Raw genomic sequence first — 20,267 nt, 5'->3', positions numbered from 1 at the left:
GGGCAGGGCTGAATGAGCAGTTTCAACGCTCGGCGTCGTGCGATGCTTCCTCCTCTGGAAACACTGACATGTTTCGAGTCGGTAGCACGACTCGGCAGCTTTACTAGGGCGGCGCACGAGCTATGCATCACGCAAAGCGCAGCGAGCAAGCAGGTTCGAACGCTCGAAAGCTTGCTTGGATGCTCACTATTCGAGCGACATACCCGTGCACTCCGACTCAGCGAGTCGGGCCAGCGTCTTTTCGATGATCTGCAACCTCTGCTGTCCAGAGTACAACATACGATTTCCCGGGTCCGGGACGATAACCGAAAAAGCTCGATCTCGGTGATCTGCACGCACGCCGTTGCACATTACTGGCTCTTGCCGCGGTTAGGAGTCTTCGCCCGCGAATACCCGCAGATTTCGGTCGACGTGAGTTCCACGAACTCCATCAATGAAAAGCGTTGCACTGATTTTGCGTTCGGCATCTTGTACGGAGACGGCAATTGGAAATCGCTCGAAACGGCGCAGTTGTTCCCCGAGATCGTTTATCCCGTCTACAGCCCTGTTCGCTATACCGCGACCGTTCCCGAAAGCGTCGAGGAGCTTGCGGGAGCTCCGCTCATTCATCTCGATTCCACCGATTGGGACTGTCTTGACTGGAGAGACTGGTTCGCGCAGTTTTCCTATGATTTCATGCCAGCGCCATTTCTCACCTTCAATCAGACCGGGATGGTGTACGAGGCGGCCCGACTCGGGCTTGGGATTGGGCTTGGCTGGGAGTTCATCGTGAAGCCGGCTATTCGAACGGGCGAGCTGAGAGCAATTCAAGAGATGGCGTTGGTCACCGGGCGGCATGACCATCTCGTTCATCCGCGCGGCAAGTCGCTTACCAGAGACGAGTCGACATTTCGCGACTGGCTAGTCAGCAGTGTGTGAACGCGCAGAGCGCGCGCGTCTGGAAGCAGCAGTGCGGACCTGCGCTCAGAGCGTCATTTCCATCTCGTGCCATGCCATGCCGCCATGATCGGAGCTCGATGGCCTCACATAACGATAGCCGAGCTTTACATACAGCGCGACATGACGTTCCTTGCACATGAGATGAATCGTTTCCTTTTTCATCGCAGCCATTCGCGAGACGAAGGTCCGCATCATCAGCGACGCGTAGCCCCGCCCTTGATACGCCGGGTCTATCACCACCGACATGATCACGACGTTCGGCGCGGCGGGATCGTGGCCGATGAGTTCCTTGAACGCCTCATCGGACATGACCACGTCATACGCGCATCCGCCGTTGATAAAGCCGACGATCCGATCATCCAGCTCCATGACGAGAAAGCCTTGAGGATACTGTCGGATTCGCGTGGCGATCTTTTCGCGGGTTGCGGCCTCATCGCCTTCGTATGCGGAGATTTCGATTTCAAAGCAGCGGTCGGCGTCCGAAGGCACCGCCGGACGGAAGGTCGGCGTATTCATCTGCGTGGTTCAGGAAGGTAAAGAGCGAAATAATAAAGCCGGTGCTAAATTGCATGAACTGCAATTTCTTCAGCCAGTGCTGCACATCATGCATGCTCTCCTCAGACGAGTCGATCTGAACCTCCTCCTCGTCTTCGACGCTCTCTTTCGGCATCGAAGCGTGGTCGCGGCCGCGGATGAGCTCGCCTTGAGTTCATCCGCCTGTAGTCATGCACTTTCGCGCCTGCGCGATGCGCTTCAGGATGAACTCTTCGTGCGCCACGGCAACGGCATGCAGCCGACTGCGCGCGCGGCGCAACTGGCGCCGGGAATCCAGGAAGCGTTGCGCGCGCTGTCCGCAACGTTGGAAGATGTGGGCTCGTTCGATCCTTCGACAAGCCATCAGCTCTTCACGTTCGCCGCGACCGATTTCACGGCATTCGCGTTGTTGCCATCGCTTATTGCCGCGATGGAGCGTTGCGCGCCTCACGTATGCGTTCGAGTGGTGTATTCCACGCATCGCGAATCGATCGATGAACTCGCGTCCGGGCGGGTTCAATTCGTTCTCGGCTTTTCCGATGAAGGCGAGGGTGTGCAAGCTGGACTGGAGTCGCTCGATTGTTTTGCGGATGACTATGTCGTCGGGTTCAGGCAAGGACATCCGAGAATCGGAAAGAGACTCTCGTTGAAACAGTACCTCGCTGAGCGCCATGTCGTGGTGACGCCGTGGAACACGGAAGGAAGTGTCATCGATGCGGCGTTACTCAGGCTCGGACTCGAGCGGGACGTTTCCGTGCAATTGCCGAGCGTAATGGCCGCGCCATTCATCGTCGCGAACTCGAATCATCTGATCACATTGCCTCGGCGCGTGGTGCAACAGCTCGCGGCTGCTATTCCGCTTGCCTTCCGTCCTGTGCCGTTCGATGTCCCGCGTTACGTACTCAAAGCATATTTCCATCGACGGCACTCGGCGTCACCCGCACAACGCTGGATGCGTCAGCAGATGCTTTTGGCGTTGCGAGTGGTGTCGGACGAGAATGGGGCAAGGCAGTCGTGAGAGCCGCCGCGCATACGATCTCGACAGGTGCGCGAATGGACGAAGTTCAGACTCCACGGTAACTAAGAAGAATCGTAGGTAAGCATTCTGCGCCCGAATTGTCCGATACTCGCGCTTGGCAGTAATGCGCTCGAGGGATGGATTCTTAACTCGCGTGTCAATCAAAGTTAAAAATTCAGAAACGGCATCTGCCGAGTCTTCGGATCTGTGACCTCGAACCAGGAGGGATTCGGCCGTGCATCGGAAACGGTCGTGAAGCTTATCTGAAATTTATTTATACGAGGCGAAGCGTGTTTAATGCATATGAAATAGATGAGGCGATGGGTCGCAAGATAAGTGCAAAAGACCGAGATCTAGATGATCCTTTCAAAATATCCAGCCCATACCGCAACTTGCTGTGTTTTCCGACTGCTGAGTTGGCATCGGACGTCGACGGGTGTCCTGATGTCGCGCATGCCGCAGTTCTCGGATACAACTGAGCCAGCGTAATGCACAAAGCTAAATAGCGCCGGGAGACCATGTCGGGACAACGAATGTCGTCGTCAGGCAGGCTGCGCAAAGCGACATCCCTCCAGAGAAAGAAAGCCCCGGATACTCTCGGCGGCGACGTGGAAAATCAGACTCCAGGGTAAATGGCCGGAATTGCGGGTAAGCAGGAAGGCGGACGTTGCTCAATACTTGAATCGACTTTAAAAATCTGCTCGCGAGTGTCTTGGCGCAAGGCACCCTCGAACGGATAACCCTGATTAAACCAGCCGGAAAAGAGGAAAACATTCATGAATCAGCTCGTTCATAAAGCGCAAAAGCTGCTCGCCGAACTCGATGGCTTTCGGGTCGAAATCAGCGAGGCAGACTCGCGTGCCGACATTATTCTCGACCGCCCGCCGTTCAATATCGTGTCGATGCTGCAGCGCGAACAACTTCGCGTGGTGTTTGAAGCGCTGGATGACGATCCCAAAGTGCGTGTGATTGTCGTGCGCGCCACAGGGGAACACTTTTCGAGCGGCGGCGACATCAAGGGATTCATCGAGTCGTCACCGGAGCATGTGTCGAAGCTCGCCTGGAACGTCGCTTCTCCGGCGCGTTGCAGCAAACCCGTGATTGCCGCGAATCGCGGCTACTGCTTCGGGGTGGGATTCGAGCTGTCGCTTGCCTGTGATTTCCGCATCGCCACGCAGACAACCCTTTATGCGCTTCCTGAACAGAAGCTCGGGCAAATCCCCGGCTCGGGCGGCTCGGTGCGTTTGCAGAAGATGGTCGGCATCGGTCGGACCAAGGATATCGTCATGCGCTCGCGCCGCATTCCTGGCGCGCAGGCGTACGATTGGGGTATCGCGACGGAGTGCGTCGCCGATTGCGACCTCGAGACCGCTACTGACGCGCTCGTTCGCGAGCTGATCGCGTTTTCTCCGCTCGCTCAGCGCACCGCGAAAAAGCTGCTGAATGATACAGAGGACGCTCCGCTTTCGATTGCGATCGAACTGGAAGGGCACAGCTACAGCCGGCTTCGCAGCTCGGAAGACTTCCGCGAGGGCGTCGAGGCATTCCATGAAAAGCGCAAGGCAACCTTTACGGGTAACTGAGGAGTGGGGCCCGCAGACGCAAATCTGGAATGTGCAGATAAAAAGCGAAACCGGTAAGCTCGTCTGCGTTGCCCCGGCTGACGATTTCTATCCAGCCACGCGAAAGCTTACGACAACATCCAGGCTCGAAGCCGTCCATCGAGTGAGATGTGTTTTGTGAGAGGCCGCAGGAGTGTCGAGCGCGATAAAAATCTATCAGGGCAGGTTCGGGCGGGTCGCACTGCTGGATATGGATGCGCCCCTCGTTCATCATGCTCATCACCACTGCCATCTGCTCATCAAGGCGGCGGGGCCTGACACGTTCTTCGCCGTGCATGACGAAATGCAGCCGCTGAGCGGGGAGACAGCCGTACTCGTCAATCCCTGGGAACCGCACGCGTACAAGCACAACGGGAACTCGGAGCAGCATACGGTCATCCTGGCAATGTACATCGAACCAGACTGGCTCGCGCATATCCAGCATCCGTTGGGCGGCAGCGGCCATCCGCAGTTTTTCCCGCAGCCCTGCGTCCGGACCTCGGCGCATGCGCGCAAACTATCGGAGGAACTGGCGCTGGAAATGTGGTGGTCCGACAGCATCGCATCCGGGCGGCTCGAGGGGCTTCTATGCGAGGTGATGATCGCGGTCATTGACCCGGACCGAAGCTGGGCCGATTTATCCCGGCAAATGGAGTTCGCCAGCCGCCGCCCGAGCGATCCGCGCATTCGCAAGGCGATCGCCTGGCTTCGCGACAACACGGGAGGCGAGCCTGATATGAACCGGCTCGCGGAACACTGTGGCTTGTCACGCGCGCATTTCTTCGCCCTGTTTCATCGCTGCACCGGGGTCACGCCAAACGTGTACCTCAACGTATTGCGCATGGAGCGTGCGATCAGCGATCTGGCGTCCGGAAAGACATCATTGACCGACATCTCATACGATCTCGGATTCTCAGCGCCAGCGCATTTCACGAGATTTTTTCGACAACATCTCGGCATCACGCCGAGCGAATATCGCCGCGTAGTCGAACTCTACGACGATCACGGCGAGGTTCTGATATAGGCGCCGATTCCTGCCTCGAAAGCGCGACCGCGCTTTCTGAAATGACGGCCGCCTGCCCGAAGGACCCCTTCCCGCAGCAACACTCGATGCACGCGATGCCCGTGTTCGCCGCGTGCTGCCGAAGCTCCCGGACGATCGTCGAAAAGCATCAGACTCCAGGGTAAATCGCCCGATCGCCGGGTAAAACGATTCGGGATGTCCGGCTTTACATTGAAGTCAACGGAGCATGCTGACCTGCCTCGAAGCCAACGGCAAGCAATGCATCAGCATACATGTGCGGACAGATTCATCCATGCGGGAGACACGCGTGAGCGAAACCGGAAACGAGCTCCTGGTCGAACAGGAAGCTCCCCCAGTATCAACAGTCGATCCATCGAACGCCGGACGGCGAGCACATCGCCATGTCGGCCGGCCGATGGAGCGCCTCGAGGATGCAGCCATCCTGACCGGACGCGGTCGTTACGGCGACGATATCGCCGTGAAGCCCGGCACCCTGCATGCGGCCGTTCTCAGGTCTCCTTATCCCCACGCCGAGATAAGGAGCATCGATGTTGCGGGCGCGCTCGCCCAGAAAGGCGTGCATGCCGTTCTGACCGGCGATGATGTACGCGCGTGGTCTCAGCCTTTCGTCGTGGGTGTCAAGTCGCCGATGGAGCATTGGGCGCTCGCGATCGACCGCGTGCGTTACAGCGGCGAACCCGTGGCAGTGGTCGTCGCGGAATCGCGGGCGCTGGCCGAGGACGGGCTCGAACACATCAAGGTCGAATACACATCGTTGCCGCCCGTCACGTCGATCGAGGCGGCGATCGCCGACGATGCGCCCATCCTGCATCCGAAGGTCGGCACGAACGTGGTGAGCGACAGGCGTTTTCGCTATGGCGATCCCGAAACGGCATTCGAGAAGGCGCCTCATCGGGTGGCGCTCGAAGCACATTACCCGCGCAATACCTGCACGCCGATCGAATGCGCCGTGGTGATCGCGGAATGTCTGGCAGGCAACGAAGGTTATGAAGTCACTTCGAACTTCATGGGGCCATTCTCGCTGCACGCAGTCATGGCGATGGCGCTCAAGCTCCCCGCCAACCGGTTGCGGCACAAGGCGCCGCGCGACTCGGGCGGCAGCTTCGGGGTCAAGCAGGCGGTCTTTCCCTATGTGGTCCTGATGTGCCTCGCGTCCCGCAAGGCAGGTGCGCCCGTCAAGTGGGTCGAGGACCGGCTCGAACATCTGAGCGCCGCCACGTCGGCGACGGCCCGGCTGACCAGACTCGAGGCCGCCGTCGAGAGCGATGGGCGTATCACGGCCCTGTCCTACGACCAGATAGAGGATTGCGGCGGCTATCTCCGAGCGCCGGAGCCGGCGACTGTCTATCGGATGCACGGCTGTCTCACGGGCGCCTATGCGATTCCCAACTTGCTCGTGCGTAACCGCGTGGCGCTGACAACGAAGACGCCTACCGGTCTCGTGCGCGGTTTCGGCGGCCCGCAGGTCTACTTCGCGCTAGAGCGGCTCGTGCAGCGCATTTCGGTCGAGCTGAAGCTCGATATTGTGGATGTCTACCGACGCAACTTCATCCACGGGGACGCGTTTCCGTATCGCACGCCATCGGGTGCGCTATACGACTCGGGCAACTATCAGGAAGCCCTGAGACGCGCGCTGTCGCAGGGCGGCTATGACGAACTGGTCGCAAGACGCGAAGCTGCGCGCACAGAGGGCCGTCTTTATGGCATCGGATTCGCCGCGATCATCGAGCCTTCAGTCTCGAACATGGGCTATATCTCGACGGTGCTTCCCGTGGAGGCGCGGCGCAAGGCCGGTCCGAAGAGTGGCGCGATCGCCAGCGCGACCGTGGGCGTCGACCTGATGGGCGGCGTGGTCGTCACCGTGGCGTCGACGCCCGCCGGACAGGGGCACATGACCGTGTGCGCGCAGGTCGTCGCCGACGTGCTCGGACTCGACCCGCGCGACATCGTCGTCAACGTCGAATTCGATACGCACAAGGACGCGTGGTCGGTGGCGTCGGGAAATTACTCCAGCCGCTTCGCGGGGGCCGTGGCGGGAACGGTTCATCTGGCGGCCATGCGCGTGAGAGACAAGCTCTCGCGCATTCTCGCGAAGCAGTTCGGCTGCGCGCCGGAACAAATCACGTTTGAAGGCGGCCGCATCGTGCCCATGGGCGACGAAGAGAGGGCGTTGCCGTTCAATCGGGCCGCGAGCAACGCACCGCACTGGGCGCCCGCGCTTCTGCCCGAAGGAGAGGAACCCGGACTACGCGAAACCGTGTTCTGGACGCCTCCGAACATGGAGCCGCCCGACGAGCACGACCGGATCAACACATCGGCCTGCTACGGCTTTGCATTCGACATGTGCGGCGTGGAGATCGACCGCATGACCGGCCGCATCCGTATCGACCGCTATGTGACCACGCACGATGCCGGCACATTGCTGAATCCGGCGCTCGCGGACGGTCAGATTCGCGGCGCGTTTGCACAGGGGCTCGGCGCGTCTCTGCTGGAGGAGTTCAGGTATGGCGCGGACGGCAGCTTCCAGTCCGGCACGCTCGCGGATTACCTGCTGCCCACGACCTGCGAGGTTCCGGATCCGCTGATCCTGCATCTCGAAACGCCTTCGCCATTTACGCCGCTCGGGGCGAAGGGACTCGGCGAGGGCAACAACATGAGCACGCCGCCGTGCATCGGTAACGCAGTCGCCGATGCATTGGGCGTCGCGGATGTGCGGCTGCCGCTCACGCCCGCGAAGGTGCTCGCGTTCATCGGGATCGACGATCCCGAACCGTCGCGGCCCGAGTATCGCGAGGCTGCTCCAAAGAAAAAGCCGGCCGGCGGAGGCAAGGCGCTCACGGCGCAAGGCACGGTCGAGTTCGACGCAACGCCGGAGGCTGTCTTCGCGGTTCTCATGGACCCGGCTGCGCTCGCCAAGGTGGTGCCCGGCTGCAATGCGCTCGAAGCGACAGGGACGAACCAGTATCGCGCGGATGTCACGGTCGGCGTTGGCATGATCAAGGCGCGATTCGAGGCCAGGATCGGCCTCTCCGATATCGAAGCGCCGCGCAGGCTTCGGCTCGCGGGCGCGGGAATCTCGCCGCTCGGCACAGCGAAGGGCGAGGGACTCGTCGAACTCACGCCCACTGCGAAAGGCACGTTGCTGACGTACGACTACGAGGCACAGGTCTCCGGCAAGGTGGCGGCCGTCGGCGGCCGGATGCTGGAAGGCGCCGCCAAGGTCGTGCTGAATCAGCTCTTCGAGTCGCTTGGCCGGCAGGCCGCGGGCAAGCCCGCCGGCGGTCGCGGCGGATCATGGTTGCATCAGCTGCTAGCCCGGTTCCGGAGGAAGACATGAAGCCATCGCAATTCAGCTATCTGCGCGCGGAAAGCACGCAGCATGCGCTCGACGCACTGCATCACGGCGGCGCGGATGCCCGCATCATGGCCGGCGGCCAGTCGTTGATGGCGGTCCTGAACATGCGGCTTTCGCAGCCGCGCTGGATCGTCGACATATCACGCACCGATGAGCTGAACGTCGTGGAAGTCGATACGAACGACGGTTACCTCGTCGTCAAGGCCGCGGCGACGCAAGGCAGCGTGGAGTGGCGCAAGACGCTCGAACAGGAAGTGCCGCTGCTGCGCCACACGTTTCCCTACATCTCGCATTTCCAGATCAGAAACCGGGGCACGGTGTGCGGGTCGGTCGCGCATGCGGACCCGAGCGCCGAACTGCCGCTCGTTCTCGCGACGCTCGGCGGCGACGTGATCCTGCGCTCGAAAAAGAAGAAGCGGCGTCTGCCCGCCGACGCGTTCTTCCAGGGGATGCTGATGACCGCCCGCGAACCGCACGAGCTTGTCGAGGCCGTGCGCTTCCCGCTCAGGAAACCGGGCGAGCGTTTCGCGTTCACGGAGTTCTCCGCGAGGCACGGGGACTTCGCGCTGGTGGCGTGCGCGGCGGTCGTCACCGACGACTCGATTCGCATTGGCGTGGGCGGCGTGGCCGATCGGCCCGTCGTCGAGCAACTTCCCAGGCTGACCGGCGACGATCTGCGCGCGGCACTCAACGATTTTGCGTGGAAGCTGGGCGCTCAGGATGACGCGCATGTGAGCGCCAGTCAGCGCAGGCACCTCGTTCGGCATCTCGGATGGAAAGTGATACAGGAGGCAATGTGAGACAAGCAAAGGACGGTAATCTCCTGCAAGACGCTTATGAAGCAGGAGCGCTGTGCAGCATTACGGTGAATCTGAACGGCGTGTCGCGAAGCGGCGCATGCGAACCGCGCGAGCTGCTTTCCGATTTCATCCGCCACGAACTGGGGGCAACCGGAACGCATGTGGGCTGCGAGCACGGCGTATGCGGTGCGTGCACGGTGCATGTCGACGGCGTGGCAAGCCGTTCCTGCCTGATGCTCGCCGTGCAGGCGGACGGGCGGCGCATCGATACGGTCGAGGGGCTGTCCGTCGGCAATACGCTGAGCGATCTGCAAGTGGCCTTCCAGCGGCACCACGCGCTTCAGTGCGGCTTCTGCACCGCGGGCATCCTGATGTCATGCGCCGATTATCTGCAACGCGTGGCGAATCCGAGCGAGGAACAAGTGCGGGAAATGTTGTCGGGGCACATCTGCCGGTGCACCGGCTATACGCCCATTGTGAAGGCCGTGCTCGAAGTGGCCGCACGGCGACGCAACAACGAAAACGCAATGGAGGTGAGCCATGCTTGATCTGGGCCGGACGTTTCTGCAGTCGGTCGAACGCAATCCGAATGCGCTTGCAATCGTCGACGGCGACGTGGAACTGACGTATTCACAGTGGTATGCGCGAATCGGCCGCGTCGCCGCAGGCTTGCGCAGCCTCGGACTCGAACGCGGCGACAGGTTGATCGTCGTGCTTCAGAACCGCTGGGAAATGGCGACGCTGCATTGGGCCTGTCAGTTCGCCGGCATTGTGATCGTGCCTGTCAACTGGCGCGCCAAACCGGAAGAGCTCGACCACACGATCATCGATGCGGGCGCCAGGGTCGTGATCTACGAACCCGCTTCGGCCGACGCCGTCATCACGAGCGAAGCGGCCCGGACGACGACGCGCATCGGTCTCGACGACGTCGAAGGCGCGACTCGCAGCTTCGAGCAACTGATGGCGACTCAAGAGCAGGGAGCCGCCGCGCTCGCGCCGCAACCTGCCGCATCGGCCGACGATTACTCCGTGATGCTCTATACCTCGGGCACGACAGGATTGGCCAAGGGTGTTCCGCGCAGGCATCGTCACGAGCGCGCCGCAGCTCTTGCGCATGTCGCGCAGAACCTCTACCGGCGGGGCGAACGCACGCTCGGCGTGATGCCGCTCTATCACACGATGGGCGTGCGCTCATTGCTCGCGATGGCGCTGATCGACGGTGTTTTCGTGTGCGTGCGCCGCTGGAACGCTTCATTCGCGCTGCATTCCATCGCGAAGTACGGGATCACCTGTTTGTATCTGGTTCCGACGCTGTATCACGATCTGCTCGCGGCTCCCGAGTTCGCGCGAACGGAAATCGGCTCGATCACGAAGCTCGGCTTTGCCGGCGCCCCCATGAACGATGGCCTGCTCAAGCGTTGCTCGGCTGCATTCAGGCCCGAACTGTTCGTGAATCACTATGGCTCTTCCGAGGTGTACACCTTCAGTGTCGATCAGGACGCTACGAAGAAGCCGGGGAGTGCGGGACGCGCAGGCATCAACACGCGTTTGCGGATCGTCACTCTCGACGCATCGAGTTCAGGAGCGCTCGCGCGCACGGGTGAAGAAGGGCAAATCATCGCCGAACTGGCGGGAGACGAAGCTTTCGAAGGCTACTGGAAACGTCCCGATGCGAACGCGAGGGCGATCAGGGAAGGCTGGTACTTCACGGGCGACACGGGCTATCTGGACGCGGACGGCGATCTCTATGTGACGGGCCGCGTCGATGACATGATCATCAGCGGAGGCGAGAACATTTCTCCTGTCGATATCGAATCGATTCTCTCGCTGCATCCCGCGGTGGATGAGGTGGCGGTCGTCGGGCTGAAGGACGAGCGTTGGGGCCAGAGGGTGGTGGCTTTCATCAAACGCTCATGCGCGGTCGAAGCGACGGCGCTCGACGAGTTCTGTCGCACATCGGATCTGGTCAATTTCAAACGGCCGCGCGAGTACATCTTCGTGAATGCGATACCGAAGTCTCCGGTGGGCAAGATTCTGAGACGCAAGCTATCGAGTGGCGAATACGCGCCCGAGAACAGCGCGGATGGTGTGGAGGAAACGGACAAGAACGCCTGACGCGCATCCGGGAATCAGAAAACGAAAACGTTTCATATGATTCGCATAACGAAACAGATATGACATTGGATGGAGATCCCCATGGAAGAAGTGTTGCGAAATGACCGCGTGGTCAGGAGTGCGGGCAGCAAGCAGGTTCTCGCCGCCGTCGGCGCCTCCTGTCTGGGTTGGGCATTGGACCTGTTCGACCTGTTCGTCGTGCTGTTCGTTGCGCCCGTGATCGGAAAGCTCTTCTTTCCTTCGACGGACTCGATGCTTTCACTCGCGGCGGTATATGCGTCCTTCGCCGTCACTCTGTTGATGCGGCCGCTCGGCTCCGCGATCTTCGGATCGCTGGCCGACCGGCACGGGCGCAAGCGATCGATGATCATCTCTGTCGTGGGCGTCGGCTTCTCGACCGCGGCGTTCGGTTTGCTGCCGACCGTTCAGCAGGCGGGCGTCATTGCGCCGGTCCTGTTTCTGGTGCTGCGTCTGGTTCAGGGCGTTTTTGTCGGCGGTGTGGTCGCGTCGACGCATACCATCGGTACCGAAACGGTGAGCCCGAAATATCGGGGAGCTGTCTCAGGATTCGTCGGTGGCGGCGGCGCGGGACTTGGCGCGCTGCTGGCCTCGCTGGTCTATCTGGCCGTGTCGGCGGCGTTCCCCGGCGCGCAATTCGAAGTATGGGGATGGCGATGCATGTTCTTTGCCGGAATCGTCAGCTCGATCCTCGGTGTGTTCGTGTTCAACAGCCTCGAAGAGTCTCCGGTGTGGGCTGCGCTTGCCAGCGAAAAGCGCAAGTCCGCTCCGGTCGCCGGACACGATGAACAAAAGGCCGTCAGGTCGCCGCTCAGAACGCTGTTTTCGAAGCAGTATCGCGGCATTCTCATGGTGAACCTGTTGCTCACGATCGGGGGCGGAAGCGGCTATTACCTGACATCGGGCTTCCTGCCCACCTTCCTCAAGGTCGTGAATCACGCGCCCAACACCCTAGCCGGCCTCATTCTCATGATATCGAGCGTGGCCGTGATCGTCGCGTCGACGGCAGCGGGTCATCTGAGCACGCTCATCGGACGCAGGCGTAGTTTTATGTGGCTCGGCGTGGCACGACTCATCGGCTTCCCGCTGCTCTTCATCGCGTTGGCGCGCACGGACAGCGTCGTCATGATTGGCGCATGCGCGGTGCTATTGAGTGCCTTGGGAAGCGCGAGTTACGCGCCGATCCTCATCTTCCTCAACGAACGTTTTCCGACCGCAATCCGCGCATCGGGCACGGGTCTCTCGTGGAACATAGGTTTCGCGATTGGCGGCATGATGCCTACGCTGGTTTCCATTGTCTCGCGCACACCCGCCGATCTGCCGATCGTGCTGGCCGTGTGTCTGGCCGCCGTGAGCGTGCTGTATCTGGTCGGCGCGTTCGTCATTCCGGAGACCCGAGGTAGCCTTGCGGACGAAAACTGATCGGTCCCGCGGAGCGAGGGGTGCAGGTGCGCTGTGTGCGTGCATCTGCATCGGCCCTCACCGATCACTCCAGGCTTGGAGCCTGAGCGGCGCCCGGCAGGAGCGCGTCAAAGCGCTGTTGCATGTCAAGGTCCGTGGCTGCGCTCCACATTGCCGATATCAGCGGCGGCATAGCCGGCGCACGACGCGCGATAAAGCCAATCTCACGCGTCAACTCAGGTTCGAGCGGAACGACACGCACGTGGTCCGTATGAGCGTCAAGCACGCTGAGCAAGCTATGGGGCAGAATGCTGTGCAGGCCGGCATGCTGCACGTTGGAGTGCAAGGCAAGTAGCGAGTCCGTCTCCAGCACGACGCTTGGTTGAACGCCTGCACGACGAAAGGCCGCGTTGATCACCTGGCGATTCTGCATCGCCGTGCTCAGCAAGCAGAAAGGCAAATTTCCGAGTTCCGACCATCGTGCCGCCCGAAGCCGTGAGCCGGTATGCCTGCTCGCGCCCGCCGGCGACAGCAGAAAATAGCGCTCGCGATAAAGCGGCAGCACTTCAAAGCCCGCTTGCACGCGTTCGTCAAGGTAGGTGAAGCCAATATCGATCTCGTAGTCATCGAGTTGCCGGAGGATGGCGTCCGAACTCAACGATCGCACCGTGTAGTGGATTGCGTCGTGGTTCGCGCGGCAAGCGCCCAGCAAGAGGCTGATGATGGGCATCGTCGTAGGAATCACGCCAAAGCGCAGCGTGCCCGTCAGTCGTACTTGAGAGGCGGAAGCATCCTGGCGCATGTGTTCAAGGGCAGCCAATGTCTGACGCGCCCAACCGAGCACACGCTCGCCCTCTTCCGTGAAGCCAAGAAAGCGGCGGCCACGCTTCACGATCACGAGGCCGAGCTCGGATTCGAGACTTCGAATCGCCGAAGACAAGGCGGGCTGCGAGACGTGGCACAACTCTGCCGCTTTTGCGAAGTGCTGCTCCGTTGCGAGCGTCACGAGGTACTGCAGTTGTCGGATGAACATGCGTCGCGCGCCGGCTATTGGACGGTCAGATGAGCAGGTCTTCGTAGAAGGCGCCAAACGGACGGGTCGGGTGCGCTATCTGGATCTCGAGAATCCACAGGCCGACATCCGGACACGCATCGAAATCGCCTAGGCCGCCAGCCTTGTACACGGCATGTGGAAAGTCGCTCACCCGATGGCCCTTGATGTCCAGATTCAAGCGCCAGCCCAATTCGTTCGCGCGGTACTCTGCGTAGTCGTATAACGCTATCCCGCTGGTTCCTGTCTTGCGCCAGTACGCCTCGACCTCATCGAACAAACGCTGTGCAGTCACGGCGCATTCAATCATTTCCGCATCGTCGCCGACGACGAAGGTCGCGCCCGCATCACCTTCATGGCCGTTCCAAACGATCCCCAGGTCAATGAAGAAGATATCGTTCGCGGCCAGGCGTGGGTCTCCCTCTGAACGCTCCTTGAACGTCTTGAGGGTGTTTGTACCGAAACGGACAAGTGACGGATGCCAGATCCGCTCCATGCCGAGTCTGGTCATGACAAGCTTGCACTCAGCGGTCGCTTCAGATTCGAGCATCCCCGGTCGCACGAGCGAGCTCAGTTGGTTGACGACATCCCACGTCCTGTCCCGCGCGAACTTCATCGAATCCAATACGAAATTCTGACCAACGCGCTGTTGTTGGTTGACGCTCATTCCGACTCTCACGTTATATACGACGCAATATACCGGTAATTCAATCTGGCGTGCAAATTCGTATATTCCGATCGCCCCTGCCTAGCACTAGCTGCGCGCGACTCAATCCACCAGGCGCTCCGTCATAAGCGAGACTTATCAAACGATTCGGCGAAACAATTGGATCACGATCGACCTTCTCGTCAACACTCTCTCCATCGATACGTCGCATGCAGCGCGATCGAAGAGCCGGCGGCGGCAACGGCCCCGGGACATCCGACTATCAGAGTGGAGACAAATATCGTGGCAAAAATTGTTTGTGTGCTTTACGACGATCCGGTCAACGGCATGCCGAAGCAGTATGCGCGAGACAGCCTTCCTGAAATCACGCGCTATCCGGACGGACAAACGACTCCTACACCCAAGGCAATCGACTTTACGCCTGGTCACCTGTTGGGTTGTGTATCCGGCGAACTGGGGCTTCGGAAGTATCTCGAGTCGAAGGACCATCAACTGGTGGTGACTTCCAGCAAGGATGGCGCTGACAGCGTGCTGGACCGCGAACTGCACGATGCTGAAATCGTCATTTCCCAGCCGTTCTGGCCTGCCTACATGACGGCCGAGCGCATCGCAAAAGCGCCCAAACTCAAGATGATCGTCACGGCCGGAATCGGTTCGGATCATACGGATTTGCAGGCCGCAATGGACCGTGGCATCACCGTGACGGAAGTGACGTATTGCAATAGCAATAGCGTCGCCGAACATGTCGTGATGACAACCCTGGCGCTCGTCCGAAACTACATTCCATCACACAACATCGCCAACGAAGGTGGCTGGAATATTGCCGATTGCGTTGAGCGCTCTTATGACGTCGAGGGCATGCACGTCGGCACGGTCGCCGCCGGACGGATCGGTCTGCGCGTGTTGCGCCTGCTCAAGCCGTTCGACATGAAATTGCATTACCTGGATCGTCATCGTCTGCCCGAGTCGGTGGAGAGGGAACTCAATCTCACCTATCACACGAGTCTGGAGAGCCTGACGCGCGTATGTGACGTGGTGACGTTGAACTGCCCGCTGCATCCCGAGACCGAGCACATGATCAATGCGGCCACGTTGAAGAATTTCAAGCGCGGCGCCTATCTGATCAACACTGCTCGCGGCAAGTTATGCGATCGCGACGCGATCGTCGACGCGCTCAAGAGCGGCCAACTGGCGGGTTACGGCGGTGATGTCTGGTTCCCTCAGCCTGCACCGGCCGATCATCCGTGGCGCACCATGCCGCATCAGGGAATGACACCGCACATTTCCGGCACGAGTCTTTCTGCACAGGCCCGTTACGCCGCAGGAACGCGCGAGATCCTCGAATGTTACTTCGAGGGTCGCCCGATTCGCGATGAATACCTGATTGTTCAGGGCGGCAAGCTCGCAGGCGTCGGCGCACACTCGTACAGCGCGGGTAATGCGACCAAGGGTTCAGAAGAAGCGGCCCGCTACAAGCGAGCCTGACCTACATGACGACCCCGTCTGCCGCTTCCGCTGGCGCCAACGGGGCCCCCACGAGACGCACCCATGCCCGCAGTATCTTGCTCGCTGGCCTGGGTGCCTTCGTCGGTTTGGCTTTCGTCGGCATGCTGGCACAAGAGACCTCGGAACCCTGGATACTCGGTTCGTTTGGGGCCACCTGTGTTCTGTTGTTTGGCTTTCCCTCCAGCCCGTTCTCACAGCCGCGAAACATCATTGGCGGTCACGTACTGACCTCATTGACGGGCTTGCTCTGTTTGCAGTTGTTTGGTCCGGGTTACGTGCCGATGGCAGTCGCTGCAGCGTCCGCGTTGATGCTGATGATGCTGACGAGAACGGTGCATCCACCGGCGGGCAGCAATCCGGTCATCATTTTCGCGGCGCAGCCGGGCTGGTCATTTCTGGCGTTGCCGACGATGTTCGGTGCGGTGACGCTGGTGTTGATCGGCTGGGTCTATTGGGCGGTCGTCAAACGCGGCTCGTGGCCACACCAAGGACGATGAGTGGCTTTAGCTGTGAACTGTGCTTACCCCGGAAGCCACGCGAAGGCGTGCCTTCCGGGGTTTGATTCTAGCGATGAACGACTGATTAGGAATACACGAGACTTTTAGAGTGGCAGAAATGTGTTTGCGGCAGGAAGCCTTCTGGATGAGGCCTTCCTCGTGACGAACGCTGGCGGCTCGGCCAAAACCGACATTGAACACGATTGCGTTTGACATCCGCAGCCTGTCGCATTGCCGACGTAGGTGTTTCGCGCAACAGGAAGGCAACTGCCTCCATACTCCCGCCCCTTTCTGCCAGTCGCTCACGTGCTCCTTTAACGGCAGCTTGCAACGTGCAACGCCCACTTAGGGATCTGCCTTCAGATGGTTGGATGTCGATATCGCTGCACTTCCCCATAGCGATGTTTAAGGGTGACCGGTTCGTTGCAGCAGTCTTTCGCACAGAGGCAAATTTCGACAGGCAAAAAAGCGGCCGATTTGGCTCGGTCCTACCGCTTTTCTTCACAGTGGTCGGCCGTTGTGCGGAGTCAGGCCCGCTGAAGAAAGCGACGGAGTCCTCGCAAGTTGTTGAGTTTTTCAAGCGTCATTAGCTTGTCGATCAGCTCAGTGCTATTTGCTTTGCCCAGGACGGGCTCCATGAGGTCCGTCGCCTTCCGCACCACCTCGCCGCGGTCCATCGGGTTGTCGGCCGTACCGCGAACATGTGCAACGTGATCCGTGAGCATGGTTCCATCGTTCAGCGTGATTTCGACGATCCCGTGCCTGGCCGGTTCAAGTGCCTCCAGCTCATCGCTGGAAACAAGCTCGACCTTCGCGCGGACCCGTAAGATCTCGGGATCGCCCATGCGGGCCTTATCGTGCGCGGCCTTGAACGAGACTGTCTTGTCGAGAAGCATCACAGACACCATGTGCTGCAAGCAGATATCCGGGATTTCACGGTTGTCTACGATCCGCGCCTCGGTGTGCGCAAGCCGTACGACGATAGACCGCACGTTCTCGGGGGCTACTTCATACTTCTTGAAGATATTGTCCATTGCATCCAGTGGCGCCTGGATGGGCGAACCGACCGACCACTTCTTTATATTTGTTCTTGCAATCTCGTAGCGCTTGCCAAGATCTTTGATCAGTTCGTCCGGATTGGCGTTGGGCGCATAAGCGAGGAAGTAGTTGTCTGTGCCCGAAAAGATGTCGTCGAGTCCTGTAAAGCCAGAATCGACCAGAAGCGCCGCCATCACGCCGTTCTTCGCCGGCATTCCGGCGAACACGAAGGCTTTCTCCATGTGCTGGGTGTCGCGCGTCCAAGCCCCGATGCCGGCGGATTGCTGAGCCGTGTAATCGAGCAGCCATTGCATTTTGTGCGCGTCAAGCCCGGCAATGCAGCCCGCAGCGGCAGCCGACCCGAAAACTTCGGCGATGGCATGTGTGCTCTTGTGACTATTGTTGCGGAAGTCCAGCGCACGGAAACTGATCGTCACGCGCGGCCCGACGTCGTAGCCTAGCGTGACGGCACGCACAAATCTGTTGCCATCAACACCGAATTTCTCGGCCATAGCAAATGCCGCCGGCACGATGGCACAGCCCGGATGGGATTGCGAGAACTCATTCGAGTCATCCGTCTCATCCGACTGAGCAAGCATGGCGTTTACAAATGCCGCCTCGACCGGGCCGGCGGTAAGTGTCGAAGCAATAATGGTCGCCACTCCCCCTCTTTCACCGCCGGTGCGGGCGTATTGCAATGCTGCGCTTCCAGGGGGCAAGAGCGAACCGGAAATCATGGCTGCAAAAGTGTCGACAATGTGATGCTTGGATTTTTCGAGCACGTCGTCGGGAAGTGGACGGCTCCCCGCTTCGGCCAGATAAGCGCCAAGTTGAAGCATAACGGAGGAGGGTGCATCGGCGGCTCGGCTACCCTTGCCGATGGCGGCGCCAGCGAGGGCAATCAACGCTCGTGCCAATAGCTTCCGTCGCCCTGTCGAGAAATTGCTATACGCGGCCATCTAAACACTCCGCAATGATTTTGACAGCGGCATCGAGGAGCGCTGCACGGTTCTCTGCGTCGCGCGCTTCCGCTTGCGATCACTATCAGGATCGCGTACCGGTGTGCAGCAGCCACCGTAGCCGACGGCCGCTTCGGTTCCTATGCCTTCATTCGCCGCCGTGTTAAATCTCGATGGGCCGTGCCAATTGGTGAACACTGATCGCCAATGAGCGTCCTGCAGTTGGCACGGCGAGATACCCCCAATTCAACTTGGAAGCGAATGGCGACTATTTCAACTTCCAGTTCACCTTGTGCTCTACTTCGACCGCAAAAGTTCCGGGTGCCGGCGGCCGAAGAGGATGACCGGAAAACGTACCGGTGCCACTAATGCCTTTGTATTTCCCGGTGCCACCGGTAAATGTCTGAGTGTCCGTCGCGACCGTCAGATAAATCATATCCCCGTCAGTATCGGTTTCAGTGCAAGAACCTGTTTCCGAATACTGGCCACCACGAGCTCCTTCAAAGAAAAGGCAATGAACCGAAAGTTTGTCGAATGGCTTTTGACCGTTGTCACTGCGAGTAATTCCGAAGCCCTCAATCACGGCACCTGAATTCTTCTCGCCCATGTCCATGGTCGATAAGACATGATTCAGGTAATACGCTACATATGTCGCGCTACCCTGCTGCGGCATAACGTTATTTTGAGCCCATGACACGCTACTAAAAGGTGAGAGCGATGCGCCGAATATCATCGCTGCAAGAGCTGCATTCATTTTCAGACTCCGCTTCGCATTTACTGCACACGTTGCGCGAACTTCCATTCGTAATTCTTGCCAACTGAAGAACAATAAGAATCCTCCTCACGTAAAGACGAGCGCAACAAACAGGAATGTCGTTGAGCATCGTTGGCGGTGACGGGATATTGAAAACTCAACCGCCTCGTCAACAACCGACACCCTCGGGCATCCCTTTCAATGAGAATGTATTCCAGTGAGTTGACAAATGCCTGTCCCGACAGCTTTCACTACTCTTCAACAAGGAACTTGCGCACGCGCGTGCCTTGGAAGAGGCATTGCAGTTTGGCTCAGAAGGCAACGATTTCCTCTGTCGTGAAGAAGGAGTCTCGTTGCAAACCCGCGCACCGACGTCGGGGGGCGGACGCCAAAGGCGTGACGAAACCTACGCTTGATGGTTCGTTGCCGAGCCAACAGAAGCAAAGAGGCAATCGATGGTCAGAGAATAGTCTCATCAACCCTATATTGGAGGGCCGGGGATCGGGGACAACCCGTCATGTGTCATCGCATGATCGTCCTGATACAACCCTGGCTCTGGGAGGAGCCTAGTGATACTGAACGCGCCACGGACGCTTGAAAATACGATGTTGCGAGATTCGTACCGGGAGTGATATTCAATTGCGACAATATCAAAGCCAGACTTGAAACCGTCTACGAAGGTGCTGCTGCCTTATTAGTTGAGTAGTCGTTTTTAATTAACAAAATGGCTCAATGGACGGCCTGTCAGTTATACGGGGGATCAAGCTGATGCGCCAGTTGATTAGCCCAGGATTATTCGTTCGTCATGCTAAAATAACGAAAGTCGTGAACGAAAAAATTGGTTCATGTCTTCGAGCTGTAGCAGGGGGCCACTCTGGCTCGAAAATTAGAGGGCGGTTTCAAGGTTGAAGCGCAACGGCGGATTTAATGTTTAGAGCCCATGAGGTTGAGCTGCGGAAGCGAGTGTGG

At 59.5% G+C, this 20,267-nt stretch carries 17 protein-coding genes; 11 read left to right on the top strand and 6 right to left on the bottom strand.

The window, feature by feature from the left end:
- The first annotated feature begins 12 nt into the window (after positions 1–12).
- Positions 13–918 carry a LysR substrate-binding domain-containing protein gene (locus tag AWB79_RS26220; RefSeq protein WP_063963552.1) on the top strand — a complete coding sequence of 302 codons (906 nt, stop codon included), beginning with the start codon at positions 13–15 and terminating at the stop codon, positions 916–918.
- Between the two features lie 45 nt (positions 919–963).
- Here the strand turns inward: AWB79_RS26220 and AWB79_RS26215 are convergent, their stop codons facing one another.
- The gene (locus AWB79_RS26215; protein WP_061170362.1) at positions 964–1,455 is read right to left on the bottom strand and encodes a GNAT family N-acetyltransferase; all 492 of its coding nucleotides are present in this window, start codon (positions 1,453–1,455) and stop codon (positions 964–966) included.
- 88 nt (positions 1,456–1,543) lie between these two features.
- On the opposite strand from AWB79_RS26215, the gene AWB79_RS26210 reads away from it, so the two are divergent.
- Entirely contained in the window at positions 1,544–2,491 is a 948-nt protein-coding gene (locus AWB79_RS26210) for a LysR family transcriptional regulator (RefSeq protein WP_096031618.1), read from the top strand.
- A 616-nt stretch (positions 2,492–3,107) separates the two neighbouring features.
- Here AWB79_RS26210 and AWB79_RS39695 read toward each other — a convergent pair.
- On the bottom strand, positions 3,108–3,269 hold the full coding sequence (locus AWB79_RS39695; RefSeq protein WP_157695851.1) for a hypothetical protein: 162 nt from the start codon (positions 3,267–3,269) through the stop codon (positions 3,108–3,110).
- Here AWB79_RS39695 and AWB79_RS26205 point away from each other — a divergent pair.
- The 7 genes from AWB79_RS26205 (at position 3,268) to AWB79_RS26175 (ending at position 12,847) form a co-directional block, all read left to right on the top strand.
- A complete protein-coding gene (locus AWB79_RS26205) occupies positions 3,268–4,074 on the top strand; it encodes an enoyl-CoA hydratase/isomerase family protein (RefSeq protein WP_061170360.1) in 807 nt (268 codons plus the stop codon). The genes AWB79_RS39695 and AWB79_RS26205 overlap by 2 nt on opposite strands.
- Before the next feature lie 172 nt (positions 4,075–4,246).
- Positions 4,247–5,116 (top strand): helix-turn-helix transcriptional regulator, encoded by an 870-nt coding sequence (locus AWB79_RS26200; RefSeq protein ID WP_061170359.1) that lies wholly within the window; start codon positions 4,247–4,249, stop codon positions 5,114–5,116.
- A gap of 415 nt (positions 5,117–5,531) precedes the next feature.
- Positions 5,532–8,474, top strand: coding sequence for a xanthine dehydrogenase family protein molybdopterin-binding subunit (locus tag AWB79_RS26195; RefSeq protein ID WP_232471024.1), 2,943 nt, complete (start codon positions 5,532–5,534; stop codon positions 8,472–8,474).
- Positions 8,471–9,292: an FAD binding domain-containing protein gene (locus tag AWB79_RS26190; protein WP_061170358.1), complete on the top strand. Its 822-nt coding sequence runs from the start codon at positions 8,471–8,473 to the stop codon at positions 9,290–9,292. Before AWB79_RS26195 ends, AWB79_RS26190 begins: the two co-directional genes overlap by 4 nt.
- A gap of 23 nt (positions 9,293–9,315) precedes the next feature.
- The gene (locus AWB79_RS26185; protein WP_061170470.1) at positions 9,316–9,840 is read left to right on the top strand and encodes a (2Fe-2S)-binding protein; all 525 of its coding nucleotides are present in this window, start codon (positions 9,316–9,318) and stop codon (positions 9,838–9,840) included.
- On the top strand, positions 9,833–11,407 hold the full coding sequence (locus AWB79_RS26180) for an AMP-binding protein (RefSeq protein WP_061170357.1): 1,575 nt from the start codon (positions 9,833–9,835) through the stop codon (positions 11,405–11,407). Before AWB79_RS26185 ends, AWB79_RS26180 begins: the two co-directional genes overlap by 8 nt.
- An 81-nt stretch (positions 11,408–11,488) precedes the next feature.
- Positions 11,489–12,847, top strand: coding sequence for an MFS transporter (locus AWB79_RS26175; protein WP_061170468.1), 1,359 nt, complete (start codon positions 11,489–11,491; stop codon positions 12,845–12,847).
- Positions 12,848–12,911: 64 nt separating this feature from the next.
- Here the strand turns inward: AWB79_RS26175 and AWB79_RS26170 are convergent, their stop codons facing one another.
- Together AWB79_RS26170 and AWB79_RS26165 are read right to left on the bottom strand one after the other, a co-directional pair.
- The gene (locus AWB79_RS26170; RefSeq protein WP_061170356.1) at positions 12,912–13,859 is read right to left on the bottom strand and encodes a LysR family transcriptional regulator; all 948 of its coding nucleotides are present in this window, start codon (positions 13,857–13,859) and stop codon (positions 12,912–12,914) included.
- 25 nt (positions 13,860–13,884) lie between these two features.
- On the bottom strand, positions 13,885–14,544 hold the full coding sequence (locus AWB79_RS26165; protein WP_061170355.1) for a M24 family metallopeptidase: 660 nt from the start codon (positions 14,542–14,544) through the stop codon (positions 13,885–13,887).
- A gap of 282 nt (positions 14,545–14,826) precedes the next feature.
- Between AWB79_RS26165 and AWB79_RS26160 the strand changes: the two genes are divergently transcribed.
- Positions 14,827–16,029 (top strand): NAD-dependent formate dehydrogenase, encoded by a 1,203-nt coding sequence (locus AWB79_RS26160; protein WP_061170354.1) that lies wholly within the window; start codon positions 14,827–14,829, stop codon positions 16,027–16,029.
- Positions 16,030–16,034: 5 nt separating this feature from the next.
- Positions 16,035–16,547 (top strand): HPP family protein, encoded by a 513-nt coding sequence (locus AWB79_RS26155; RefSeq protein WP_061170353.1) that lies wholly within the window; start codon positions 16,035–16,037, stop codon positions 16,545–16,547.
- Between the two features lie 527 nt (positions 16,548–17,074).
- Here the strand turns inward: AWB79_RS26155 and AWB79_RS26150 are convergent.
- Entirely contained in the window at positions 17,075–18,544 is a 1,470-nt protein-coding gene (locus AWB79_RS26150) for an MmgE/PrpD family protein (RefSeq protein ID WP_061170352.1), read from the bottom strand.
- Between the two features lie 268 nt (positions 18,545–18,812).
- On the bottom strand, positions 18,813–19,298 hold the full coding sequence (locus AWB79_RS26145; RefSeq protein ID WP_157695850.1) for a hypothetical protein: 486 nt from the start codon (positions 19,296–19,298) through the stop codon (positions 18,813–18,815).
- Positions 19,299–20,267 lie beyond the last annotated feature (969 nt).

The sequence above is a fragment of the Caballeronia hypogeia genome (assembly GCF_001544875.2).
GTDB classification, from domain to species: Bacteria; Pseudomonadota; Gammaproteobacteria; order Burkholderiales; family Burkholderiaceae; genus Caballeronia; species Caballeronia hypogeia.
Note: the sequence above shows the minus strand (reverse complement) of the source record. Positions and strands in the feature narration are given on the sequence as shown.